Source organism: Streptomyces sp. NPDC085460, assembly GCF_044541975.1.
GTDB lineage: Bacteria > Actinomycetota > Actinomycetes > Streptomycetales > Streptomycetaceae > Streptomyces.
Map to the genome: position 1 here is coordinate 232,568 of NZ_JBITTO010000006.1, position 24,623 is coordinate 257,190.

Annotated in this window: 21 protein-coding genes; 13 read left to right on the top strand and 8 right to left on the bottom strand. The window is 72.8% G+C overall.

Translation table 11 applies throughout. The features are described from left to right. Window positions 1–24 precede the first annotated feature (24 nt). Complete coding sequence (locus ACIGHB_RS17475) at window positions 25–1,725, top strand: methylmalonyl-CoA mutase family protein (RefSeq protein WP_360310656.1); 1,701 nt, start codon at window positions 25–27, stop codon at window positions 1,723–1,725. A gap of 68 nt (window positions 1,726–1,793) precedes the next feature. On the opposite strand, the gene ACIGHB_RS17480 is transcribed toward ACIGHB_RS17475, so the two are convergent. Both ACIGHB_RS17480 and ACIGHB_RS17485 read right to left on the bottom strand, forming a co-directional pair. Then, the gene (locus ACIGHB_RS17480) at window positions 1,794–2,213 is read right to left on the bottom strand and encodes a PPOX class F420-dependent oxidoreductase (protein ID WP_360310654.1); all 420 of its coding nucleotides are present in this window, start codon (window positions 2,211–2,213) and stop codon (window positions 1,794–1,796) included. Between the two features lie 9 nt (window positions 2,214–2,222). Next, window positions 2,223–2,846 carry a TetR/AcrR family transcriptional regulator gene (locus ACIGHB_RS17485; RefSeq protein WP_360310652.1) on the bottom strand — a complete coding sequence of 208 codons (624 nt, stop codon included), beginning with the start codon at window positions 2,844–2,846 and terminating at the stop codon, window positions 2,223–2,225. A gap of 252 nt (window positions 2,847–3,098) precedes the next feature. Between ACIGHB_RS17485 and ACIGHB_RS17490 the strand changes: the two genes are divergently transcribed. The 4 genes from ACIGHB_RS17490 to ACIGHB_RS17505 all read left to right on the top strand — a co-directional run bounded on the left by ACIGHB_RS17490 (window position 3,099) and on the right by ACIGHB_RS17505 (window position 7,456). Then, a complete protein-coding gene (locus ACIGHB_RS17490) occupies window positions 3,099–4,067 on the top strand; it encodes a tetratricopeptide repeat protein (RefSeq protein WP_360310650.1) in 969 nt (322 codons plus the stop codon). Between the two features lie 631 nt (window positions 4,068–4,698). After that, entirely contained in the window at window positions 4,699–5,373 is a 675-nt protein-coding gene (locus ACIGHB_RS17495) for a DUF6230 family protein (RefSeq protein ID WP_399913963.1), read from the top strand. Window positions 5,374–5,481: 108 nt separating this feature from the next. Further along, window positions 5,482–6,030, top strand: a complete 549-nt coding sequence (locus ACIGHB_RS17500) for a DUF6114 domain-containing protein (RefSeq protein ID WP_399913966.1) — start codon at window positions 5,482–5,484, stop codon at window positions 6,028–6,030. Then, the gene (locus ACIGHB_RS17505; RefSeq protein WP_399913969.1) at window positions 6,020–7,456 is read left to right on the top strand and encodes a hypothetical protein; all 1,437 of its coding nucleotides are present in this window, start codon (window positions 6,020–6,022) and stop codon (window positions 7,454–7,456) included. The genes ACIGHB_RS17500 and ACIGHB_RS17505 overlap by 11 nt, the downstream gene beginning before the upstream one ends. An 85-nt stretch (window positions 7,457–7,541) precedes the next feature. Here ACIGHB_RS17505 and pyk read toward each other — a convergent pair whose 3' ends face one another. The 3 genes from pyk to pta all read right to left on the bottom strand — a co-directional run bounded on the left by pyk (window position 7,542) and on the right by pta (window position 12,390). Beyond that, window positions 7,542–8,972, bottom strand: a complete 1,431-nt coding sequence (gene pyk, locus ACIGHB_RS17510) for a pyruvate kinase (protein ID WP_399913972.1) — start codon at window positions 8,970–8,972, stop codon at window positions 7,542–7,544. Window positions 8,973–9,046: 74 nt separating this feature from the next. Continuing rightward, window positions 9,047–10,300, bottom strand: coding sequence for an acetate kinase (locus tag ACIGHB_RS17515; RefSeq protein ID WP_360310634.1), 1,254 nt, complete (start codon window positions 10,298–10,300; stop codon window positions 9,047–9,049). After that, a complete protein-coding gene (gene pta / locus ACIGHB_RS17520; protein ID WP_360310632.1) occupies window positions 10,297–12,390 on the bottom strand; it encodes a phosphate acetyltransferase in 2,094 nt (697 codons plus the stop codon). The genes ACIGHB_RS17515 and pta overlap by 4 nt, the downstream gene beginning before the upstream one ends. A 344-nt stretch (window positions 12,391–12,734) precedes the next feature. Here pta and ACIGHB_RS17525 point away from each other — a divergent pair, with 344 nt between their 5' ends. Continuing rightward, window positions 12,735–13,760, top strand: coding sequence for a 6-phosphofructokinase (locus tag ACIGHB_RS17525; RefSeq protein WP_360310630.1), 1,026 nt, complete (start codon window positions 12,735–12,737; stop codon window positions 13,758–13,760). A 111-nt stretch (window positions 13,761–13,871) separates the two neighbouring features. On the opposite strand, the gene ACIGHB_RS17530 is transcribed toward ACIGHB_RS17525, so the two are convergent. From ACIGHB_RS17530 to ACIGHB_RS17540, 3 genes are all read right to left on the bottom strand, one after another. Continuing rightward, window positions 13,872–14,480 carry a helix-turn-helix domain-containing protein gene (locus ACIGHB_RS17530; protein WP_360310708.1) on the bottom strand — a complete coding sequence of 203 codons (609 nt, stop codon included), beginning with the start codon at window positions 14,478–14,480 and terminating at the stop codon, window positions 13,872–13,874. 331 nt (window positions 14,481–14,811) lie between these two features. After that, window positions 14,812–15,501, bottom strand: a complete 690-nt coding sequence (locus ACIGHB_RS17535) for a response regulator (RefSeq protein WP_360310628.1) — start codon at window positions 15,499–15,501, stop codon at window positions 14,812–14,814. Further along, on the bottom strand, window positions 15,498–17,177 hold the full coding sequence (locus ACIGHB_RS17540; protein ID WP_399913979.1) for an ATP-binding protein: 1,680 nt from the start codon (window positions 17,175–17,177) through the stop codon (window positions 15,498–15,500). Before ACIGHB_RS17540 ends, ACIGHB_RS17535 begins: the two co-directional genes overlap by 4 nt. Before the next feature lie 128 nt (window positions 17,178–17,305). Between ACIGHB_RS17540 and ACIGHB_RS17545 the strand changes: the two genes are divergently transcribed. From ACIGHB_RS17545 to ACIGHB_RS17575, 7 genes are all read left to right on the top strand, one after another. Beyond that, on the top strand, window positions 17,306–18,751 hold the full coding sequence (locus tag ACIGHB_RS17545) for a cation:dicarboxylate symporter family transporter (RefSeq protein ID WP_399913981.1): 1,446 nt from the start codon (window positions 17,306–17,308) through the stop codon (window positions 18,749–18,751). 185 nt (window positions 18,752–18,936) lie between these two features. Continuing rightward, window positions 18,937–19,788, top strand: coding sequence for a nitroreductase/quinone reductase family protein (locus ACIGHB_RS17550; protein WP_399913984.1), 852 nt, complete (start codon window positions 18,937–18,939; stop codon window positions 19,786–19,788). A gap of 72 nt (window positions 19,789–19,860) precedes the next feature. Further along, entirely contained in the window at window positions 19,861–20,277 is a 417-nt protein-coding gene (locus tag ACIGHB_RS17555) for a MerR family transcriptional regulator (protein WP_360310620.1), read from the top strand. A 41-nt stretch (window positions 20,278–20,318) separates the two neighbouring features. Then, a complete protein-coding gene (locus ACIGHB_RS17560) occupies window positions 20,319–20,684 on the top strand; it encodes a thioredoxin family protein (protein WP_399914343.1) in 366 nt (121 codons plus the stop codon). A 30-nt stretch (window positions 20,685–20,714) separates the two neighbouring features. After that, complete coding sequence (locus ACIGHB_RS17565) at window positions 20,715–21,170, top strand: GNAT family N-acetyltransferase (RefSeq protein ID WP_399913988.1); 456 nt, start codon at window positions 20,715–20,717, stop codon at window positions 21,168–21,170. A gap of 167 nt (window positions 21,171–21,337) precedes the next feature. Continuing rightward, the gene (locus ACIGHB_RS17570; protein ID WP_399913991.1) at window positions 21,338–22,216 is read left to right on the top strand and encodes an alpha/beta fold hydrolase; all 879 of its coding nucleotides are present in this window, start codon (window positions 21,338–21,340) and stop codon (window positions 22,214–22,216) included. Between the two features lie 172 nt (window positions 22,217–22,388). After that, the gene (locus ACIGHB_RS17575) at window positions 22,389–24,623 is read left to right on the top strand and encodes a HelD family protein (RefSeq protein ID WP_399913994.1); all 2,235 of its coding nucleotides are present in this window, start codon (window positions 22,389–22,391) and stop codon (window positions 24,621–24,623) included.

A 24,623-nucleotide genomic window follows, 5' to 3' on the forward strand; every position in this document is an offset into this window, starting at 1 on the left:
AGGACGTCCTAGTAAATTTGGGACATGGACGCTGACGCCATCGAGGAAGGGCGCCGGCGCTGGCAGGCCCGCTACGACAAGGCCCGCAAGCGCGACGCCGACTTCACCACGCTCTCCGGGGACCCCGTCGAGCCCGTCTACGGGCCCCGGCCCGGGGACACCTACGAGGGGTTCGAGCGCATCGGCTGGCCCGGCGAGTACCCCTTCACCCGGGGGCTGCACCCGACCGGCTACCGCGGCCGCACCTGGACCATCCGCCAGTTCGCCGGCTTCGGCAACGCCGAGCAGACCAACGAGCGGTACAAGATGATCCTCGCCGCCGGCGGCGGCGGGCTCTCGGTCGCCTTCGACATGCCCACCCTCATGGGCCGCGACTCCGACGACCCCCGCTCGCTGGGCGAGGTCGGCCACTGCGGCGTCGCCGTCGACTCCGCCGCCGACATGGAGGTCCTCTTCAAGGACATCCCCCTCGGCGACGTCACCACCTCGATGACGATCTCGGGCCCCGCCGTCCCGGTCTTCTGCATGTACCTGGTCGCCGCCGAGCGCCAGGGCGTCGACCCGGCCGTGCTCAACGGCACGCTCCAGACCGACATCTTCAAGGAGTACATCGCGCAGAAGGAGTGGCTCTTCCCGCCCGAGCCGCACCTGCGCCTCATCGGCGACCTGATGGAGCACTGCGCCGCCGGCATCCCCGCGTACAAGCCGCTCTCCGTCTCCGGCTACCACATCCGCGAGGCCGGGGCGACGGCCGCGCAGGAGCTGGCGTACACCCTCGCCGACGGCTTCGGCTACGTCGAGCTCGGCCTCTCCCGCGGCCTCGACGTCGACGTCTTCGCGCCCGGCCTCTCCTTCTTCTTCGACGCCCACCTCGACTTCTTCGAGGAGATCGCCAAGTTCCGCGCCGCCCGCCGGATCTGGGCCCGCTGGATGAAGGAGGTGTACGGCGCCGAGACCGACAAGGCGCAGTGGCTCCGCTTCCACACCCAGACCGCCGGCGTCTCGCTCACCGCGCAGCAGCCGTACAACAACGTGGTGCGCACGGCCGTGGAGGCGCTCTCCGCCGTCCTCGGCGGCACCAACTCCCTCCACACCAACGCCCTCGACGAGACCCTCGCCCTCCCCAGCGCGCAGGCCGCCGAGATCGCGCTCCGCACCCAGCAGGTGCTGATGGAGGAGACCGGCGTCGCCAACGTCGCCGACCCGCTGGGCGGCTCCTGGTACGTCGAGCAGCTCACCGACCGCATCGAGGCCGACGCCGAGAAGATCTTCGACCGGATCAAGGAGCGCGGGCTCCGGGCCCACCCGGACGGCGAGCACCCGATCGGCCCGATCACCTCCGGCATCCTGCGCGGCATCGAGGACGGCTGGTTCACCGGCGAGATCGCCGAGTCCGCCTTCCGCTACCAGCAGTCCCTGGAGAAGAGCGAGAAGCGGGTCGTCGGCGTCAACGTCCACCACGGCTCCGTCACCGGCGACCTGGAGATCCTGCGGGTCAGCCACGAGGTCGAGTGGGAGCAGGTCCGGGTCCTCGGCGAGCGCAAGGGCCGGCGCGACGAGGCCAAGGTCCGCGCCTCCCTCGACGCCATGCTGGCGGCGGCCAGGGACGGCTCCAACATGATCCCGCCGATGCTCGACGCGGTCCGCGCCGAGGCCACCCTCGGCGAGATCTGCGACGTGCTCCGCGAGGAGTGGGGCGTGTACGTGGAGCCCGCCGGCTTCTGACGCGCACGGGCGAACACGGTCACGGGAAGGGCCGGCACGGCACTCCGTACCGGCCCTTCCCGCCCGCCTCAGCGGACCGAGCCCAGCACCTTCGCCGGGGTGATCCGGAGCGTCACCCTGACCTGCTCCGGCGGCAGTTCCCGGTACTCCCGCCCGGCGTCCGCCCCCTCGTACTTCTCCGCCAGCGCCACCGCCACGGCCCGGCCCTCGTCCTCGGTGACCGTCGCCGAGCCGCGGATCTCCGTGTAGCGGTCCGGGTCGTGGCGGTCGAGCAGCGTGAGGGAGACCCGGGCGTCGGCGCGGATGTTCTTGACCTTGCGGCGGCCCTCCTGGCTGGAGATCAGGACGTCGTCCCCGTCCCGGCCCACCCACACCACCGAGGTCTGCGGGGAGCCGTCGGGCTGGACCGTGGCCAGGACCGCGTGGTTCACGTCGTCGAGCAGGGCGCGTACCGCGGGGGAGAGTCGGATCTCCGTACGAGTGATCATGGAGGCACGCTAGCCGAGCGCCGCCACCGCTCCCAGACCCCCGACCAGGAGGGTCGAGAGGCGGTTCACCCAGGCCGCGTCCACCGGCTCGGCGCTCACCAGCGCCCGGTGCACCACCGCGCCCGCGACCACGTCGAAGATCAGGTCGTCGGTGGCGTCCACCACGACCGGGTCGCGGTCGGCGGGGAGTTCGCCGCGCTCCTGGGCCCGCCGGCGCCCGTCGAGGACGAGCCGCTTCTGGCGCTCCACGATCGAGGTGCGGATCCGCTCGCGCAGCGGGGCGTCCCGGGTCGACTCGGCGACCACGGCCATCAGGGCCGTCTTGGTCTCGGGGCGCTCCAGGAGGCCGGCGAACTGGAGGACGACGTGCTCGATGTCGGCCTGGAGGGAACCGAGGTCGGGCAGTTCGAGTTCATCGAAGAGGACGGCGACGGCGTCGACGACCAGCTCGTTCTTGTTGGCCCACCGGCGGTACAGGGTGGTCTTGGCGACTCCGGCCCTGGTCGCGACGTCGCCCATGGTGACTCTGGACCAGCCCAGCTCCACCAGGGCCGCGCGGGTCGCTTCCAGGATGGCCGCGTCGGCCTCCGTGGAGCGCGGGCGGCCGGTGCGTGGGGTGGTGCGGCTACACATGAACGACGACCATACCCGCCGGTAGGTACGGCGCCAGAGGCGCGTGATGTGAGGCAGTTCACGGCCGGGGGCTCCCTCCGCCCCGGCCCCGGCCATTACGCTACGACCCGTAGCGAAAGGCAGTGATCTGCCTGAGCGACAACCATGCAGGACCGCCGGGTGGGGACCCGGCGAGCGGTGGGCGCCCCCGGTGGAGGGCGCTGTTCAGCCATGGCTTACCGGTTCGGTGTGCGGAGGGGGGAGGATGTACCCATGCAGCCCCGAAACATGTCCATGAGCGGCGTCGTCGACCTCGCCGCGGTGAAGGCGGCCGGAGAGGCCAAGGCGAAGGCGGAGCAGGCGCGCGCCGAGGCCGCCCGGCACGGCGGGCCCGCGGCGGTGCCGCCCTCCGCCCTCGTGATCGACGTCGACGAGGCGGGCTTCGAGCGCGATGTGCTCCAGCGCTCCGCCGAGGTCCCGGTCGTCCTCGACTTCTGGGCCGAGTGGTGCGAGCCCTGCAAGCAGCTCGGCCCGCTCCTGGAGCGGCTGGCCGTGGAGTACGACGGCCGCTTCCTGCTCGCGAAGATCGACGTCGACGCCAACCAGATGCTGATGCAGCAGTTCGGCATCCAGGGAATTCCGGCCGTTTTCGCGGTCGTCGCCGGTCAGGCACTGCCCCTTTTCCAGGGCGCGGTGCCGGAGGCGCAGATCCGCCAGACCCTCGACCAGCTGATCCAGGTCGGCGAGGAGCGCTTCGGTCTCACCGGCATCGCCGTGGACCGGGACGCGGACGGCGCGGAGCCCGCCGAGCGGCCGGCCGCCGGTCCGTACGACGCCCTCCTGGAGGCGGCCATGACCGCGCTCGACGCGGGCGACCTGGCCGGCGCGGCGCAGGCGTACAGGAACGTCCTGGCCGACGACCCCGGTCACCCCGAGGCCAAGCTGGGCCTCGCCCAGGCCGAGCTGCTCGCCCGGGTGCAGGGCATGGACCCGCAGGAAGTGCGGAAGAACGCGGCGGACAACCCGACGGACGTCGCCGCGCAGATCGCCGCCGCCGACCTGGACCTGGTGGGCGGTCACGTCCAGGACGCCTTCGGGCGGCTGGTCGAGACCGTGCGCCGGACCTTCGGCGAGGACCGGGACGCGGCGCGAGTGCGGCTCCTGAAGCTGTTCGAGGTCATCGGCACGGAGGACCCGCGGGTGATCGCGGCCCGCCAGGCGCTGGCCCGCGTGCTGTTCTGAGCCCCGAATTCCCCGCCCCGCGCTAAGCGCCTGCTCAGGGCGGGAAAAGGCGCCGGATCGTCCGACGATTTGGCGACACGGTGACAATCGGCGGCCGCGCTTTACCAAATCTTGATAATCGCGGCCGCTGTTACTTGCAGTAAATCGAACCCGTGGGTCTGTCCGGGTTCGCACTCCTATAAACGGACTTTCCGCACCACGTTCCTCCACCCTGTGTGCCCACCCGGCGGCATCGCGCCATGGCGCGGTCACGCATCCGTTACTAGCGAGTAATGAACCCCTTGTGCGGGCGCCGGGAATGGACCACGATCGGCCACGCTCGGTCCGAACCGCACGCCCCGGCAACCGCAGGGGACGCGCGGCGAGGGTCCCCACCGGGCGGGCCGGCGGCCCCTGGGTGGCCGGCCGATCGGACAGGGGGGTTCCTGCTCCCACCGGGCAGGACCTGTCCACCGGGCCGTGCGTACGCGCGGCACATGGTTGTCGCTCGGGGGTGATCGCCGGTGATCAGGACGCGCGTCGCGCTTCCTCGTGCCTCGGCGCTCTCCTTCCCGAGGACGTAGCTCTTCTCCCATCCCAGGACGGGCCCCGGGCCCTTCTTGGAGATGTACGTCCGAGAAGGAGGATTCTCATGAAGTCCCAGGTTCGTGGCGGGACCAGATGGAAGCGGTTCGCCGTCGTCATGGTCCCGAGCATGGCCGCCACGGCCGCGATCGGTGTCGGCCTGGCGCAGGGCGCGCTGGCCGCGTCGTTCAGCATTTCCGGCCAGGAGTTCAAGGTTCGTGCGGACAGCCTCGTCGGTGAGGGGTTCGTCCAGTACGGGAGCGTCGCCTCCGGCAAGACGCTGGAAGGCGAGCCGTTCGCCGCTCCGGTCGCCGTGTCGGGCTTCCACACCGCGAAGATCTACGGGATGTGCCAGTCGGTCGTCACCCCGAAGATCCCGTTCGTCGGTGACGTGACGCTCCAGCTGAACGCCGGCACCGACTCCAAGAAGCCGGTCGAGGCGTCGGGCCTGTACCTCGACGTCTCCGACCTGAAGGCTGACGCCGAGTTCGGCAACATCGACATCGGCATCGCGGCGGGGGTCGCCGACAAGGGCCCTGACGGCAAGACGGTCCTGCCGGGCCGCCCGGGCATCCAGTCCAACACCAAGGCCAACCTGAACGGCTTCGCGCAGCGTGCCGAGACGGCGAAGCTCAGCAACGTCCGCCAGAAGGCGTGGGCCACCACCGCCGCGACCTTCAAGCTCCCGAACCTGAGCCTGTCCCTGCACCGGGGCACCTCGGCGGAGTGCTTCAAGGACTGATCCGGTCCCTCACGGTGCGGGCCGCCCAGGCGGCCCGCACCTGCACCGGGGCCGGGCTCCGGCCTCTTCACCTTTTCTCAGCAAGACCGCTTCCAGGGAGCTGTTTCCATGAGCGCCGAGACCCTCACCTCCCGCGAAGTCCCCAAGAAGGAAAACAGGTTCCAGGTCTGGCGACAGACCCGGCCCTTCTGGGCGGGACTGCTCACCATGCTGGGCGGAGTGCCGATCGCCTATCTGCCGTACGGGGACATGCGGCTCGGCAACGTCACCCTCGCCATGGCGACGACCGCCGGAGCCGGCGCGCTGATCATCGGCGTCCTGCTCATCACCCTGGGCCTGACGATGTGGTTCCAACCCGTCGTCCGGGTCTTCGCGGGTGTCGCGGCGATCGTCCTGGCCCTCGTCTCCATCCCGGTGTCGAACTTCGGCGGACTGGTCGTCGGGTTCCTCCTGGCCCTCATCGGCGGTGCCATGTCGGCGTCCTGGGCGCCCGCGCCGGAGCCCGAGGAGACCGAGGACGCGGCGGAGGCGGAGCACGACGGTGCGCCGGCGCACGAGGACGAGACCGAGACCGTCATGGCGGTCGGCGTCCCGGACCAGCGCGAGGCGACCGACACGACGATCGACGCCAAGGGCGGGAGGAACAGTGCGGGGTGACGACACCCAGCCGACTGTCGCGAGGAGCGGGCCGCGCCACGCGGCCCCTCGCAAGACGCTGCTGAACAGGATCCAGGGCCCCGCGGGCAAGGCGATGGCGCTCGCCGCCATGCCGACCGCGGTGTTCGTGGGCATGGGCCTCGCGCCCAGCCCCGCACTGGCCGACGAGAAGGACATCCCCTTCGCGCCCGGCCCCTGTGTGACCCGCTCCGACGAGCCGGTGGCGGAGGAGACGACGGCCACGCCCACGGCGAAGGCCACCGAGACCGCGAAGCCGGAGCCGACGGCGACGGCCACCAAGCCGTCCGGACCGACCGCGGAGCCGACGGCGACCCCGTCCGCGACGGCCACCGCGACCGCGACGGCCGGGCCGGACGCCACGGCGAGCCCGGAGCCGACCGCGACCGCAACCGCGACCACGTCCGCGCCCGAGCAGGGCGGCGCGCAGGAGGCGGCGCCCGCCGCCGACACCGCGCCGAAGACCACCGCCACTCCCACGCCCACGCCCACGAAGTCGGTCAACCCGCTGGACCCGCTGGGTGTCGGCGACGCCATCAAGGACTTCTTCGGCGGACTGGCCCCGAAGCAGGAGCCCACGGCGACCCCGTCGGCCACCGCTACGCCGACCCCGACGCCCACCCCTTCGGCGACGACGGACGCCCCGCGCCAGAAGGCGGCGACGGCGGACGACACCCCGGCGACCCAGGCCCCGGCGACCCAGCCCCCGGCGACCCAGGCCCCGGCCACCGGTACCCCGGCCACCCAGGCACCCGCCGCCAAGACCGACACCCCCGCCAAGACCGACACGGCCGAGAAGACGAAGACCGCCATCAAGAAGGCGGCGGAGAAGGCGGGCGTACCCGTCCAGGAGCTGCCCGAGAGCGCGCAGGGCCTGGACGCCAAGCCGGACACGGACATACCCGACGGGGCCAAGCCCCGCTTCCCGTGCCCCGAGCGCGACGACGCGGCGCTCGCCGCCGCCGAGCTGGAGCCCGGCATCCCGCTGCTGCCGGACGAGCCGTGGCGCCTGGAGAGCACCAGGCTCACGCTCAGCGGCCTGAAGTACCACGGCATCGTCGAGGTGAAGACGTACGGCGGCAAGGTCAAGAAGGTCCTGAAGTTCACCGCGACCTACATCGGGATCAAGGACCTGCACCAGATCACCGAGCACTCCGAGGGGCGCGTCGGCCACGTCCGCTCCAAGAAGGGCTCGGAGTCGACGATCACCGACGGCACGGTGACGATGTACACGGAGGAGCTGAAGGGCAACCTCCTCGGCATCATCCCGATCACCTTCGGCCCCGAGTCGCCGCCCCCGCTGGACCTCCCGGCCGTCTTCTTCACCCACGTGAAGCTGAAGCAGGCCGGCCAGTTCGGCGGCACCCTCCGCGTCAAGGAACTCCGCAACACCATCGAACCGGGCTGACCCCCGTACGCTCCGGAGCCGCGACAGAACGACGACGGCCTCTCACTCCCATCGGGAGGAGAGGCCGTCGTGCGTGTTCCGGCCGTCAGGCGGGGTCGCCGCCGCCCAGGTGGTGGACGCGGACCATGTTGGTGGTGCCGGGGACGCCGGGGGGCGAGCCGGCGGTGATGACCATGGTGTCGCCCTCGTTGTAGCGCTGGAGCTTCAGGAGCTCGGCGTCGACGAGGTCGACCATGGCGTCGGTGTTGTCGACGAAGGGGACGAGGAAGGACTCGACGCCCCAGCTCAGGGTGAGCTGGTTGCGGGTGCCCTCGTCCGTGGTGAAGGCGAGGATCGGCTGCTGGGTGCGGTAGCGCGAGAGGCGCCGGGCGGTGTCGCCGGACTGGGTGAAGGCGATCAGCGCCTTGCCGTCGAGGAAGTCGGCGATCTCGCAGGCCGCGCGGGCGACCGAGCCGCCCTGGGTGCGCGGCTTCTTGCCGGGGACGAGGGGCTGGAGGCCCTTGGAGAGCAGCTCCTCCTCGGCCGCGGCGACGATCTTCGACATCGTCTTGACGGTCTCGATCGGGTAGGCGCCGACCGAGGACTCGGCGGAGAGCATGACCGCGTCGGCGCCGTCCAGGATGGCGTTGGCGACGTCGCTCGCCTCGGCGCGGGTCGGCCGCGAGTTGGTGATCATCGACTCCATCATCTGGGTGGCGACGATGACGGGCTTGGCGTTGCGGCGGCACATCTCGACGAGGCGCTTCTGCACCATCGGGACCCGCTCCAGCGGGTACTCGACGGCGAGGTCGCCGCGGGCCACCATGACGGCGTCGAAGGCGGCGACGACCTCGGCCATGTTCTCGACGGCCTGCGGCTTCTCGACCTTGGCGATGACCGGGACCCGGCGGCCCTCCTCGTCCATCACCTTGTGGACGTCCTTGACGTCGGCGGCGTCGCGGACGAAGGAGAGGGCGACCATGTCGCAGCCCATCCGGAGGGCGAAGCGGAGGTCCTCGACGTCCTTCTCGGAGAGGGCCGGGACGTTGACCGCCGCGCCGGGCAGGTTGATGCCCTTGTGGTCGGAGATCACGCCGCCCTCGATGACGACGGTCTTGATCCGGGGGCCCTCGACCTCGACGACCCGCAGCTCGACGTTGCCGTCGTTGATGAGGACCTGGTCGCCCTTGGAGACGTCGCCGGGGAGGCCCTTGTAGGTGGTGCCGCAGATGGACTTGTCGCCGGGGACGTCCTCGGTGGTGATGGTGAACTCGTCCCCGCGGACCAGCTCGACCGGACCCTCGGCGAAGGTCTCCAGACGGATCTTGGGGCCCTGGAGGTCGGCCAGCACACCGACGGCGCGGCCGGTGTCGGCGGAGGCCCTGCGGAGACGGTCGTACCGCTCCTGGTGCTCTGCCTGGGTCCCGTGGCTCATGTTGAAACGGGCCACGTTCATACCGGCCTCGATGAGAGCCTTCAGCTGCTCGTACGAGTCGACGGCGGGGCCCAGCGTGCAGACGATTTTGGAACGGCGCATGAGGCGGATCCTATCGGTTTGTTTCACTGCGGAATATTCCGGCTGGTGGAAAGTACAAATGGGCGGGGACCCGCTCAGGCGTTTGCCGTTCGAGTAACTTTTTCGGCCGCCGTGTGCGCGCCCGTCAGCGCGAAGGTCTGCCGCGCGATCTCCAGCTCCTCGTCGGTCGGCACGACGGCCACCGCGACCCGGGCGTACTCGGGCGAGATCACCCGCGGCTCGCCGGACCGTACGGCGTTGAGCTCGGCGTCCACCGCGAGGCCCAGTTCCTCCAGGCCGGCGATGGCCGCCTCCCGTACCGGCGCCGCGTTCTCGCCCACGCCGGCGGTGAAGACGACCGCGTCGACGCGCCCGAGGACCGCGTAGTAGGCGCCGATGTACTTCTTGAGCCGGTGGATGTAGATGTCGAAGGCGAGCGCCGCCGCCGGGTCGCCCTCGTCGACCCGGCGCCGGATCTCGCGCATGTCGTTGTCGCCGCAGAGGCCGACCAGACCCGACTTCTTGTTGAGGAGGACGTCGATCTCGTCGGCGTCCATGCCCGCCACCCGCTTGAGGTGGAAGGTGACCGCCGGGTCGATGTCGCCGGAGCGGGTGCCCATGACCAGGCCCTCCAGCGGGGTCAGGCCCATGGAGGTGTCCACGCAGCGGCCGCCGCGGACCGCCGAGGCGGAGGCGCCGTTGCCGAGGTGGAGCACGATCACGTTCACCTCCTCGGGCTCCTTGCCGAGCAGCTTCGCCGCCGCCCGGGAGACGTACGCGTGCGAGGTGCCGTGGAAGCCGTAGCGGCGGATCCGGTGCGCGTCGGCGGTCGCCACGTCGATCGCGTACCGGGCGGCCGACTCCGGCATCGTGGTGTGGAAGGCGGTGTCGAAGACCGCGACCTGCGGCAGGTCGGGGCGCAGGGCCGTCGCCGTACGGATGCCGAGCAGGTTCGCCGGGTTGTGCAGCGGCGCCACCGGCACCAGGCGCTCGATCTCGGCGAGCACCTCCTCGTCGATGACGGTCGGTTCGGTGAAGCGCAGCCCGCCGTGCACCACCCGGTGGCCGATCGCGGCCAGTTCGGGGGAGTCCAGGCCGAGGCCGTCCGCCGCCAGTTCCTCGGCGACCGCCTTCAGCGCCGCCGCGTGGTCGGGGATCGGACCGGTCCGCTCGCGCGGCTCGCCGCCGCCGCCCTGGAGCGGGGTGTGGGCGAGCCGGGAGGTGTCCTCGCCGATCCGCTCCACCAGGCCGAGGGCGAGCCGGCTGCCGTCGCTCATGTCGAGCAGCTGGTACTTCACCGACGAGGAGCCGGAGTTGAGGACGAGGACGCGGGTGGGGGTGCCGGTCATGCGGGGAGCTCCTCAGCCGGGGTCGGGACCTGGGACTGGATCGCCGTGATGGCGACCGTGTTGACGATGTCGCTGACGAGGGCGCCGCGCGAGAGGTCGTTGACCGGCTTGCGCAGGCCTTGGAGGACCGGGCCGACGGCGACGGCGCCGGCCGAACGCTGGACCGCCTTGTACGTGTTGTTGCCGGTGTTGAGGTCCGGGAAGATCAGCACGGTCGCCTGGCCCGCCACCTCCGAGTCCGGCAGCTTGGTCGCCGCCACGGAGGGCTCCACGGCCGCGTCGTACTGGATCGGGCCCTCGATCCGCAGCCCGGGGTGCGCCTCGCGGACCAGCTTGGTGGCCTCGCGCACCTTGTCGACGTCGGCGCCGGAGCCGGAGGTGCCGGTGGAGTACGAGAGCATCGCGATCCGCGGCTCGACGCCGAAGCGGGCGGCGGTGGCGGCCGACTGCACGGCGATGTCGGCGAGCTGCTCGGCGTTCGGGTCCGGGTTGACCGCGCAGTCGCCGTACACCAGCACCTTGTCGGCGAGGCACATGAAGAAGACCGAGGAGACGATCGAGGCGTCCGGCTTCGTCTTGATGATCTCGAAGGCGGGGCGGATGGTCGCGGCGGTGGAGTGCACGGAGCCGGAGACCATGCCGTCGGCCAGGCCCTCCTGGACCATCAGGGTGCCGAAGTAGTTCACGTCCGAGACGACGTCGTACGCCAGCTCCACCGTGACGCCCTTGTGGGCGCGCAGCGCCGCGTACTTCTCGGCGAAGACGTCCCGCAGCTCGGAGGTCTGCGGGTCGATCAGCTGGGTGTCCCGCAGGTCCACGCTGAGGTCGGCGGCCTTCTTGCGGATCGCCTCGACGTCGCCGAGCAGGGTGAGGTCGCAGACGTCCCGGCGGATCAACACGTCGGCGGCGCGCAGCACCCGCTCCTCGGTGCCCTCGGGCAGCACCACCCGGCGCCGGTCGGCCCTGGCCTGCTCCAGCAGCTCGTGCTCGAACATCATCGGGGTGACCCGGCCGCTGGGCGCCACCGAGATCCGCTTGAGCAGGTCGGAGGTGTCCACGTGCCGCTCGAAGAGGCCGAGGGCGGTCTCCGCCTTGCGCGGGGTGGCCGCGTTCAGCTTGCCCTCCAGGGCGAAGAGTTCGGCGGCGGTCGGGAAGCTGTTGCCGGGGACGGAGATCACCGGGGTGCCGGGCGCGAGGCGGGCCGCGAGGGTGAGGACCGCGTCGGTGGGCCGCTCGTCCAGGGTGAGCAGCACGCCGGCGATCGGGGGCGTACCGGCCGAGTGGGCGGCGAGCGCGCCGACGACCAGGTCGGCGCGGTCGCCGGGGGTGACGACCAGGCAGCCGGGGGTCAGCGCGGCGAGGAAGTTCGGGAGCATCGCGCCGCCGAAGACGAAGTCCAGGGCGTCGCGGGCGAGCCCGGCGTCGTCGCCGAGGACGACGGTGGCGCCGAGCGCGTGGGTGATCTGGGCGACCGTCGGCGCGGCGAGCGCCGGCTCGTCCGGGAGGACGTAGCAGGGGACCGGAAGCCGGGCGGACAGCCGCTCGGCGATGGCGGCGCGGTCCTCGCCCGCCACCCGGTTGACGACCATCGCGAGGACGTCGCAGCCGAGGCCGTCGTAGGCGCGGAAGGCGTTGCGCGTCTCGGCCCGGACGGACTCGGCGGTCTGGCCCTTGCCGCCGACGACCGGGATGACGGAGGCGCCGAACTCGTTCGCCAGGCGCGCGTTGAGCGCCAGCTCGTCGGGGACCTGGGTGCCGGCGAAGTCGGTCCCGAGGACGAGGACGACCTCGTACTCCCGGGCGACCGCGTGGAAGCGGTCGACGAGCCGGGAGAGGAGTTCGTCGGTGCCCTGCTCGGCCTGGAGCGCGGACGCCTCGTGGTAGTCCATGCCGTAGACCGTGGCGGGGTCCTGGGTGAGCCGGTAGCGGGCGCGCAGCAGGTCGAAGAGGCGGTCGGGGCCGTCGTGCACCAGCGGCCGGAACACCCCCACCCGGTCCACCTGTCGGGTGAGGAGTTCCATGACTCCCAGCTCGACGACCTGGCGGCCGTCCCCGCGGTCGATCCCGGTCACGTACACGCTGCGCGTCACGCCGTGGTCTCCTGTCCAGTCCTGCGGAAGGGGCCCCGTCCCTCGGAGGGGCCGTCCTGCGTGAGGGCCCGGCCCGTCCTCGGGGCCCGGCCCTCGCCCTGCGTCACCCCTGTCAACTCTCGATCTCGAAAAGAAGCCGACAGGGTGGCATTACCCCCTTGACAATACCCCCGCACCTGGGTAGGTCGCCCGCTGTACGAAGGGCCTCCGTGACGGGACGAAAGACCCCCGTCCGGCCCCGTTCCCGGCGCGCGCGGAGCGGCGGCGAACGCCCCGGGCGCGTCCGTCGTGTGAGAATCGAAACGGCTCAAACGGAACCTCGACCGAGCAGGAGACAGAGCACGATGCGCATCGGAGTCCTCACCGCAGGCGGCGACTGCCCCGGCCTGAACGCAGTGATCCGGTCGGTCGTGCACCGGGCGGTGACCCATTACGGGGACGAGGTCATCGGCTTCGAGGACGGCTACGCCGGGCTCCTCGACGGCCGCTACCGCCCCCTCGACCTCAACGCCGTCAGCGGCATCCTCGCCCGCGGCGGCACCATCCTCGGCTCCTCCCGCCTGGAGCGCGACCGCTTCGCCGCCGCCTGCGACAACGCCAAGGCGCTCGTCGAGAAGAGCGGCTTCGACGCCCTGATCCCGATCGGCGGCGAGGGCACCCTGACGGCCGCCCGGATGCTGTCCGACGCGGGCGTGCCGGTCGTGGGCGTCCCCAAGACCATCGACAACGACATCTCGTCGACCGACCGCACCTTCGGCTTCGACACCGCCGTCGGCGTCGCCACCGAGGCGATGGACCGGCTGAAGACCACCGCCGAGTCCCACCAGCGGGTGATGGTCGTCGAGGTGATGGGCCGCCACGCCGGCTGGATCGCCCTGGAGTCCGGCATGGCCGGCGGCGCCCACGGCATCTGCCTGCCCGAGCGCGCCTTCGACCCGGCCGACCTGGTCAAGATGGTCGAGGAGCGGTTCGCCCGGGGCAAGAAGTTCGCCGTCATCTGCGTCGCCGAGGGCGCCCACCCGGCCGAGGGCACGATGGACTACGGCAAGGGCGAGATCGACCAGTTCGGCCACGAGCGCTTCCAGGGCATCGGCACCGCCCTCGCCTACGAGCTGGAGCGCCGCCTCGGCAAGGAGGCCCGCCCGGTCATCCTCGGCCACGTCCAGCGCGGCGGCACCCCGACCCCGTACGACCGCGTCCTCGCGACGCGCTTCGGCTGGTACGCGGTGGAGGCGGTGCACCGGGGCGAGTTCGGCAACATGACGGCGCTGCGCGGCACCGACGTGAAGATGGTCCCGCTGGCCGAGGCCGTCACCCGGCTCAAGACGGTCCCGGAGGACCGGGTGCGCGAGGCCGAATCGGTCTTCTGACCGGCGGACGCGCGGACGCGCGGACACGCGGACACGAGAGAGAAAGGGCGAAGGGCCCGTACGGCGGGCCCTTCGTCCTTTCTTGTGCCGGGACCTGCGGCCGTCGCGGCCTCAGTGCCCGACCGCCGCCCAGAAGTGGTCGGCGACCGTCTCCAGGTAGGCGCGGCCCTCCTCGCCGGTCGCGCCCGAGGCGCCCCAGCTGGAGGTCGCCGCCATGTGGGCGTGGTACTCGGAGTGCAGCCGGGCGAGGGCCGGCTCCACCACCCGTTTGGGCAGCGGCAGCATGCGGACGACCGGCTTCACGTACGCCTGCCAGCGGGTCGTCGCCGCGTCCCGCAGCAGCTCCGCGAGCTGTTCGCCGCCGCCCGTGGCGGTGATGAGGGCGCGCGGGCCGAGGCCGAGGACCTCGGCGAGCGTGGCCGTCTGCCGTTCGGTCCCCTTCCAGCTGCCCTCGTCCTCCATCCGGCGGTACGCGTTCGCGGCGACGCCCACCCGGCGGGCCAGCTCCTCCACGGAGAGCCCGCGCGCCACGCGGTGCTCCCGCAGGGTGGAGGCGACGGCGATCAGGTCGGCGGGCGAGCACCAGAGGACGCCCGCGAGGGCGGTCAGCTCCTGCTCGGTCGGCCGGAGGGTGCCGCGCTCCCAGGCGGCGACGGCGTCGGGGGAGACGGGGAGGCCGTACTGGGCCCGCAGGCCGTAGGCGACATGTCCCGGCGCCATGCCGAGCGCCTGGCGGAGGCGGCGGGCGGCCGGGGCGTCGAAGGGAGGAGAGGGTTGGTGCACGCGGCCACGGTAGGGGCCCAGGAGGATCTGTGGCTACGGTGCGTTCATCTGAGGCCACGGCCTGTAGGAACATCGGAACCGATCGGTAATCGGTGGGTGACGTCCGGTGAGCGGTACGCGTTCGGGTCCGCGTGCCCGCACGACGGTACGGGCTCCGCCCCGGCGGCTTCCGCGAACGGGCGCGGTCCGCTTCGGCGGCCTTCCATGAACGGGCGCGGCCCGCTCCACCCTGGCCCGGCCCGCCGGCTCCCCACTCCCGCTCCCCGGGTCAGCGGCCGCCGCCGCGCCAGCGGTACTGGAGTTCCGGGCGGCCGATCTGGCCGTACTGCGGGGCCCGCGCCGCCCGGCCCTCGGTCACCAGGTGCTCCAGGTAGCGGCGGGCGGTGATCCGCGAGATGCCCACCGCCGCGCCCGCCTCCGCCGCCGTCAGGCCCGCCGGCGTCTCCCGCAGCGTCCGCGTCACCGCCTCCAGGGTCGGCCCGCTCAGGCCCTTCGGCAGGGCGGCCGGATGCGGGGCGCGCAGCGCGGCGAGCGCCCGGTCCACCTCGTCCTGCCCGGACGCCTCCCCGGCCGCGCCCCGGAACTCGGCGTAGCGCACCAGGCGGTCCCGCAGGGTGGCGAAGGCGAACGGCTTGAGGACGTACTGGACCACCCCGAGGGACACCCCCTCGCGCACCACCGCGAGGTCGCGCGCCGACGTCACCGCGATCACGTCCGCCCCGTGCCCGGCGGCCCGCAGTGCCCGCAGCAGCGCGAGCCCGTGCCCGTCCGGCAGGTAGAGGTCGAGCAGGATCAGGTCGACGGGGGCCCGGTCGAGCAGCCGTACCGCCGCCGCCCGCGAGTGCGCCACCCCGACCACCCGGAACCCCTCCACCCGCCCCGCGTACAGCGCGTGCGCGTCGGCGGCGACCGGGTCGTCCTCGACCACGAGCACCCTGATCTCCTGCGCCCCGCTCACGCGGCACCTCCCTCGGGGGAGCCGCCCGCGACGGCGGGTTCGCAGAGGGCGGGCGCACCCGGGTCCGGCCCCGCCGCCCGCCGCAGCGGCACCCGCACGGTGAAGCGCGCGCCGCCCCCCGGCGCCTCGTCCAGGGCCAGCGTGCCGGAGGCGCGGGTGACGGCCTGCCGGACCAGCGCGAGGCCCAGGCCGCGCCCCGGGCCCCGGGTGGACCAGCCCCGGCCGAGGACCGCGTCCCGGTCGGCGGGACGGACGCCCGGCCCGCTGTCGTCGACCCGGAGCAGCAGCTCGCCGTCGCCGGCCCGGGCCGCGACCGTGACGGTCACCCGCGCGTGCGGGGCGCCGCCCGCCGCCTCCACCGCGTTGTCCACGAGATTGCCGAGCACCGTCACCAGGTCGCGCGGCTCCAGGGCGGGCGGGAGCAGCCCGTCGTCGATCCGGCTGTCCTCGGTGAGGACCAGCTCCACGCCCCGCTCGTTGGCCTGCGCCGCCTTGCCGAGCAGTAGCGCCGCGAGCACCGGTTCGCCGACCGCGTCCACCACCCGGTCGGTGAGCGCCTGGGCCAGCTCCAGCTCCGCAGTCGCGAACTCCACCGCCTCGGCCACCCGCCCGAGTTCGATCAGCGACACCACCGTGTGGAGCCGGTTCGCCGCCTCGTGCGCCTGTGAGCGCAGCGCCTCCGTGAACCCGCGCTGCGAGTCCAGCTCGCCGGAGAGCGACTGGAGTTCGGTGCGGTCCCGGAGCGTCACCACGGTGCCGCGCCGCTCCCCGCCCACGACCGGGCGGGTGTTGACGACCAGCACCCGCTCGTCGGTCAGATGCGTCTCGTCCACCCGGGGCTCCGAGGAGAGCAGCGCCCCGGTCAGCGGGGCCGGCAGCCCCAGCTCGGCCGCCGGACGTCCGACCACCGCCCCGTCCAGGCCCAGCAGTTCGCGCGCCCCGTCGTTGATCAGCGCGATCCGGCGCCGCCCGTCGAGCATCACCAGACCCTCCCGCACCGCGTGCAGCGCGGCCTCGTGGTAGTCGTGCATCCGGCTCAGCTCGGCGGCGTTCATCCCGTGGGTGTGCCGCCGCAGCCGCGCGTTGATCACGTACGTGCCGGCGCCGCCCAGCGCGAGCGCCGCGCCCGCCATCCCGAGCAGCGCGGTCACCTGCTCGCGTACCTGCGCGCTGATCCGCTCGATCGTGATGCCCGCGCTGACCAGCGCGACCACCCGGCCGCCGGAGAGGACCGGGGTGATCGTCCGCACCGACGGGCCGAGGGTCCCGAGGTGGGTCTCCGAGAAGGTCTCGCCGCGCAGCGCCGGCTCGATGTGCCCCAGGTAGTGGCGGCCGATCTGCTCCGGTTCCGGGTGGGTCCAGCGGGTCCCGTCCGGCGCCATGATCACCACGAAGGCCACGTCCGCCCGCCGGCGCAGCCCCTCCGCGTACGGCTGGAGAGCGGCGGACGGATCGGCCGTGCGGGCCGCGGCCACCACGGACGGCGAGCCGGCCACGGCCGTCGCGGTGGCCGTCGACTGCCGGCGCGCGGTCTCCTCGGCCTGGTCCCGGTCCGTGAGGTACGCGAAGACCGCGCAGCCCGCCACGACCGCGGCCATCAGCACGACCTGCATCGCGAAGAGCTGGCCGGCCAGGCTGCGGGGCCGGGGGAGGGGGTGGGGGAGCGGGAGACGCATGCGAGCAAGTGTGCACGCCGGGATTTGCTCCGGGGCATTGCGTTCCCGAATCGTTCTCCGCCGCGGCGCGGCCCGCACGTTTCGGCCATGAACGAAACGCACGCAACGGTGACCCCGGTCACAGGCTGATGGATAGTCGCGGAGTCCACCGGGACGTGGACACCCATCAGCGCGAGGAGGACCCCGTGGCCGCACGCCGGGACCGTACCCACTATCTGTATCTGGCCGTGATCGGCGCCGTCGTCCTCGGCGTCGCCGTGGGCTTCCTCGCTCCAGGGGTGGCCGCCGAGCTGAAGCCGCTGGGCACCGGCTTCGTGAACCTCATCAAGATGATGATCTCGCCGATCATCTTCTGCACGATCGTCCTGGGCGTCGGCTCGGTCCGCAAGGCCGCCAAGGTCGGCGCCGTCGGCGGCCTCGCGCTCGGCTACTTCATGGTGATGTCGACCGTCGCACTCGCGATCGGTCTGGTCGTCGGCAACCTCCTGGAGCCCGGTTCCGGCCTCCACCTCACCAAGGAACTGGCCGAGGCCGGCGCCAAGCAGGCGGAGGGCGCGAGCGAGTCCACCGCCGACTTCGTCCTCGGGATCATCCCGACGACCCTGGTCTCCGCCTTCACCGAGGGCGAGGTCCTCCAGACCCTCCTCGTCGCCCTCCTCGCGGGCTTCGCGCTCCAGGCGATGGGCCCGGCCGGCGAGCCCGTCCTGCGCGGCATCGGCCACATCCAGCGGCTCGTCTTCCGCATCCTCTCCATGATCATGTGGGCGGCCCCGGTCGGCGCCTTCGGCGCCATCGCCGCCGTCGTCGGCGCCACCGGCCTCGACGCCCTGAAGTCGCTCGCCGTCATCATGATCGGCTTCTACCTGACCTGCGCCCTCTTCGTCTTCGTCGTCCTCGGCGCGCTGCTGAGGCTGGTCGCCGGGATCAACATCTGGGCCCTCCTGAAGTACCTGGGCCGCGAGTTCCTGCTGATCCTCTCGACCTCCTCCTCCGAGTCCGCGCTGCCCCGCCTGATCGCCAAGATGGAGCACCTCGGCGTCTCCAAGCCGGTCGTCGGCATCACCGTCCCCACCGGCTACTCCTTCAACCTCGACGGCACCGCCATCTACCTGACGATGGCCTCGCTCTTCGTCGCCGAGGCGATGGGCGACCCGCTCTCGATCGGCGAGCAGATCTCCCTCCTCGTCTTCATGGTCATCGCCTCCAAGGGCGCCGCCGGCGTCACCGGCGCCGGCCTCGCCACCCTCGCCGGCGGCCTCCAGTCGCACCGCCCCGACCTGGTCGACGGCGTCGGCCTGATCGTCGGCATCGACCGCTTCATGAGCGAGGCCCGCGCCCTCACCAACTTCGCGGGCAACGCCGTCGCCACCGTCCTCGTCGGCACCTGGACGAAGGAGATCGACCGGACGCGGGTGACGGAGGTCCTGGCGGGGAAGTTCCCCTTCGACGAGAAGACGCTCGTGGACGATCACGCCGACCCCGCACCCCGCGCCGACCACGCCCCGGCCGCCGACGCCGGGCCCGTACCGGACCAGCGCGACCAGGGCGAGGAGCGCGCCCGCGCCGGAGTCTGACCGCCGTGAACCTCCTCCCGGGACCCGGGCCTTGAGCCGGATCCGGGCACCGGGAGGAACCCGCCCCGCGCGAAAGGCCCTTGACAGCGTCAAGGGCTTCGGCGTGAGAATGGCCCCCTCACGTCGCGTGTCGGTCCGCGCTCGAAAGCGGAGACATGGAGGCAAGAGGACAGTAGGGACGGCAATTGCCTCTCGACTTCAACGTCAAGCTCATCGAAGAATTCCGCACCAACGCCGGACGCCTCGGCGGCCCCTTCGAGGGATGGGTGCTCCTTCTCCTCACCACCACCGGCGCCAGGTCCGGCACGGAACACACCACCCCGCTCGGCTTCGTCGAGGACGGCGACCGCCTCCTCGTCGTCGGCTCGGCCGGCGGCTCCGACCGCCATCCGGACTGGTACCGCAACATCCTGGTGAACCCCACCGTGACCGTCGAGCGGGGCACGGACACCTGGCAGGCCACCGCCGTCGCCGCGACCGGCGCCGAGCGCGACGCGCTCTTCGCGAAGGTGGTCGCCGCCGCCCCCGGTTACGCCGACTACCAGCGGGCCACCACCCGCGTCCTGCCCGTCGTCGTCCTCCACCGGATCCCGGTCTCCGACTACACCCCGCCGAACCGGCTCGACGCCCTCGCCGACGAGCTCGTGAAGATCCACGACTGGCTGCGCGGCGAACTCGCGGCCCTCGCCGACGGCCTCGCCGCACCCGGCACGGCCGAGCTCACGGTGGAGCTCCGCCGGCACTGCCTCACCTTCTGCGCGGGCCTCGCCACCCACCACGGCGGCGAGGACGCCGGCCTCTTCCCTTACCTCGCCCGGGAGTTCCCCGGGAAGGCGGAGGTCTTCGCACGGCTGCGGGCCGAGCACGACACCGTCTCCCGCGCCCTGGAAGAGCTGCGCGGGCTGCTCGCCCGGGTCGACGAGACCGGGCCGGAGCAGCTGCGCCCCGAGTTCGACCGGCTGCGCGCGGAGCTGGAGGCGCACTTCGCGTACGAGGAGGCGGAGATCGTCCCCCTCCTCAAGGCGGCGGCCGGCTGAGGTCCGGCACTCCCCGATTCCCCGTCCCCCGGCCTTGCCTTGACGTCGGCGTCAACGCGTACGTTCGTCGGCATGCGCATCGGAGAGCTGGCCGAGCGGGCCGGGACGACCACGCGGACCCTGCGGTACTACGAGTCCCGCGGTCTCCTGCCCGCCCGGCGCACGGAACAGGGGCACCGCACCTACGACGAGAGCGACCTCCGGCTGCTGCGGGAGATCCGGACCCTCCAGGACTTCGGGTTCGAACTGGAGGAGACGCGGCCGTTCGTCGACTGCCTGCGGGCCGGCCACCCGGCGGGGGACTCCTGTCCCGCGTCGGTGGCCGTCTACCGCCGCAAGCTCGACGAGCTGGACGCGCTGCTCGGCCGGCTCCAGGAGGTCCGCGACCAGGTGGCCGTCCAGCTGCTGCGGGCCGAGGCGGAGCTGCCCGCGGGCCCGGCCCCCCGGTGCGCACTCGGCACGGAGCCGACGGACGACACGGAGGAGTGACGGAGATGAGGGAGACGACGGAGATGACGGAGACGACGGAGATGACGGAGACGACGCAGACCACGGACGGGGCGAGGATCCCCGTGACCGTGAGGGAGACGACCGACGCGGAGTTCGCGGCGGACGTGCTGTCGGCGGGGCCGCCCGTCCTCGTGCAGTTCACGGCCGTCTGGTGCGGCCCTTGCCGCCAGCTGAAGCCGGTCCTCGCCGCGCTCGCGGCCGAGGAGGCGGACCGGCTGCGGGTGGTCGAGATCGACGTCGACCACAACCCCGCCACCACCGCCCGCCACGGCGTCCTGGCCACCCCCACCCTGATGGTCTTCCGGGACGGCGAGCCGGTGAAGTCCCTGGTCGGCGCCCGCCCGAAGCGGAAGCTCCGGGAGGAGCTGGCGGACGTCCTCGGCTGAGGGCGACCCGCCCGTGCCAGACTCGGCCCCATGAACCATGATCACGACGAGACGGGGCTGACCGTCGGCGGCCGCGACCCGGAGCTGACGAAGATCCTGGACGCCGGCCTCGACGCGTACAACTTCGCGGCCACCGGCACCACCGCCGAGGACCAGGGCGAGCTCTCGGTGCGGGCGGTCGACCCGGCGTCGGGCGAGACCGTCGGCGGGCTCACCGCCTGGACCTGGGGCGGGCTGCTCGGCATCGACATGCTGTGGGTGCGCGAGGACCACCGGCAGGGCGGCTGGGGCAGCAGGCTGCTGCGCGCGGCCGAGGCGGAGGCGCGCCGGCGCGGCTGCGACCGCGCGGTGGTCTCCTCCTTCACCTTCCAGGCCCCGGACTTCTACCGGCGCCACGGGTACGTGGAGACCGGCCGGACGCTCGGCATCCCGGGCGGCGCGGAGGACGTCCACTTCCACAAGAGCCTGGCGGCCGGCGCCGCGTGACCTTCCACAAGAGCCTGGCGGCCGGCGCCCCGTGACCGGTGGGCCGGACCCCCTCACGGGGCCCGGCCCACCGCCTTCCCCGCCACCCTCCCCCTTTCCCCTTGCCTTTCTCAGCCCTCTCGCAATACGATACGTCTCGTCTTGCTGAGCCACGGGAGGAGCACCGCATGACGCGGGAACGGTTTGTGGACGTGGAGCCCGGCGTACGGCTCTGGGCCGAGGAGCGCGGAGACGCCGACCGGCCGCCGCTGCTCCTGGTCATGGGCGCCCTGGCGTCCGGCCTCGCCTGGCCCGAGGAGCTGGTGGCGCTGCTCGCCGAGCACCACCGGGTGATCCGCTACGACCACCGGGACACCGGCCGCTCCACCTGGGCCTTCGACGAGCAGCCCTACCCGATCTCCCGGCTCGCCGAGGACGCCGTCGCCGTCCTGGACGCGTTCGGGGTCGACCGGGCCCATGTCGTCGGCATGTCCCTCGGCGGGCTGCTCACGCAGCTCCTGGTCGCCGACCACCCGGACCGGCTGCTCAGCGCCACGCTCATCGGCACCACCGCGCTCAGCACCACCCCGTACGTCCGCCCCGACGGCACCCGGGTGCCGGCCGAGGAGCTGCCCGGTCCCTCGGAGCGGCTCCTGGAGTTCTGGTCCCTCCCCGTCGAGGACCTCGGGCTCGACGCCGAACTGGACCACCGGGTCGAGCACTGGCGGGCCCTGGCCGGCGACGCCCTCCCCTTCGACACGGACTGGTTCCGCGAGCAGGAGCGCGCGATCGTCGCCCACACCGGACACCACACGCCCGGCACCGCCCACGCCCTCGCCGACCCGTCCGGGCTGCTGCGCACCGGGGAACTGGCCGCCACCGAGGTGCCCGTCCTGGTGATCGCCGCCCCGGCCGAACCCGTCACCCCGCCCCCGCACCCCGAGCACCTCGCCCAGGTGATCCGCGGCGCCCGGATCGCCGAGATCCCCGGCATGGGCCACGCCCTGCCCCCGCAGGTGCACGCCCCGCTCGCGCGCGAGATCCTGCGGCACACCGCGGCGGAATGACGGCGCGGGGGGAGGCGTACGGCTGTACGGCGGCACAAAAATACCCCGGCTGAATTGACAGTCGGGGTGGTGCGGCGCCTATATTAGTGAATTCCGTGTGCCCGCCGGAGCTTATGTCCGACGAATTCGCGGAGCATTTCACTAAAGGCACTGTATCGCGCTGGGAGTCGAATTGTCAACCGAGCCAATTCGGGAAGAGCAGAAATTCATCACCTCGCTCTACGCGCGGCTCGACGACCTGAGAGACCGGGCCGAGGCCGCCGTCGGCGAGGCGCTCAGGACGCCCGGGACCGGGAGCGCGCAGTCGCGCCTGGAGCGGGACATCATGGTGGCCGAGCAGTCGGGGCTGCTCGCCGCCTTCAACGCGGGCGAGACCGGGCTGTGCTTCGGCCGACTCGTCTTCCGGGACGGGCGCGACCACCACATCGGGCGCATCGGCCTGCGCGAGGACGACCCGAAGCGGACCCCGCTCGTCGTCGACTGGCGCGCCGAGATCGCCCGCCCCTTCTACCTGGCCACCGGCCACGAGCCCATGGGCCTCACCCGCCGCCGGCACCTCACCACCAAGGGCCGCGAGGTCGTCTCGCTCCACGACGAGGTCCTGGACCTCGCCGACCGCACCCGCTCCGGGCACGAGGGCCGGGACGCCGACGAGGTGCTGTTCGCCGCGCTCGACGCCGCCCGCACCGGCCGGATGCACGACATCGTGCAGACCATCCAGGCCGAGCAGGACGCCATCATCCGCTCCCCGCACGCCGGCGTCCTCGTCGTCGAGGGCGGCCCCGGCACCGGCAAGACGGCGGTCGCCCTGCACCGCGCCGCGTACCTCCTCTACGCCCACCGGGAGCAGCTCGCCAAGCGGGCCGTGCTCATCGTCGGCCCCAACCCGGCCTTCCTCGGCTACATCGGCAACGTGCTGCCCTCGCTCGGCGAGACCGGCGTCCTGCTGGCCACCCCCGGCGAGCTGTACCCGGGCGTCCGCGCCACCGGCGCCGACACCGCCCGCGCCGCCGCCGTGAAGGGCGACGCCCGGATGGCCGACGCGCTGGCCGCGGCCGTACGCGACCGGCAGGAGGTCCCCGAGCGCGACGCGCCGCTGATCGTCCCGCACGAGGACGGCGACCTGGTCATCGACTGGGACATGGCCCTGGAGGCCCGCCACAAGGCGCGCGAGACGGCCCTCCCGCACAACCTGGCCCGTCCCTACTTCGCCTTCCGGATCCTCGACGCCCTCGCCTCGCAGCTCGCCGACCGGATCGGCGCCGACCCGTACGGCGGCCCGAACTTCCTCGGCCCCGACGACATCGCCCTGCTCGCCAAGGGCATCGCCGCCAACCCCGACGTGCACGCCGCCATCGACACGCTCTGGCCGGAGCTCACCCCCGAGGACTTCCTCGCCGGCTATCTCGCCGAGCCCACCCACCTCCCCGAGGAGGACGCGGCGGCGATCCGCCGCGACGGCGGCGCGTGGACCCCGGGCGACGTCCCGCTCCTCGACGAGGCCGCCGAACTCCTGGGCCACGACGACTCGGCCGCCCGCGCCGCCCAGGAGGCCGAGCGGCAGCGCCAGGTGCAGTACGCGCAGGGCGTCCTCGACGTCTCCTTCGCCTCCCGCACCTACGAGTTCGAGGACAAGGAGGAGCTCGACGAGGACGCCTCCGAGGTGCTGTCCGCCCACGACATCATCGACGCCGAGCGGTTCGCCGAGCGGCACGAGGAGGCCGACCACCGCACCGCCGCCGAGCGGGCCGCGGCCGACCGCACCTGGGCCTTCGGCCACATCATCGTCGACGAGGCCCAGGAGCTGTCCGCGATGCAGTGGCGGCTCCTGATGCGCCGCAGCCCCACCCGGTCGATGACCCTGGTCGGCGACCCGGCCCAGACCGGCGACCCGGCCGGCGTCGGCGCCTGGGACGCGATCCTCGCCCCGTACGTGCAGGACCGCTGGCAGCACGTGCGGCTCGGGGTCAACTACCGCACGCCCGCCGAGATCATGGCGGTCGCCGCCGCCGTGCGCCGGGAGGAGGACCCGTCGTTCGAGCCGCCCGGCTCGGTCCGCTCCACCGGCGTCGAGCCCTGGGACCGGACCGCCGAGGACCCGGTGAAGGAGACCGCCGACGCCGTCGCGGCCGAGGCCGGCGCCGAGGGCAGGCTCGCCGTGATCGCCCCGGCGGAGCTGCTGCCGGCCCTGGTCGCGGCCCTCCCGGACGCCTCGTACGGCCCGGCACCCGACCTCACCCGGCCGGTGGTCCTCCTCGATCCCCGGCAGGCGAAGGGCCTGGAGTTCGACAGCGTCGTCGTCGTGGACCCGGACGGCATCCGGGCCGGCGCCCCGCACGGCACGAACGACCTGTACGTGGCGCTGACCCGGGCCACCCAGCGGCTCGGCGTCGTCCGGCGGGCCTGA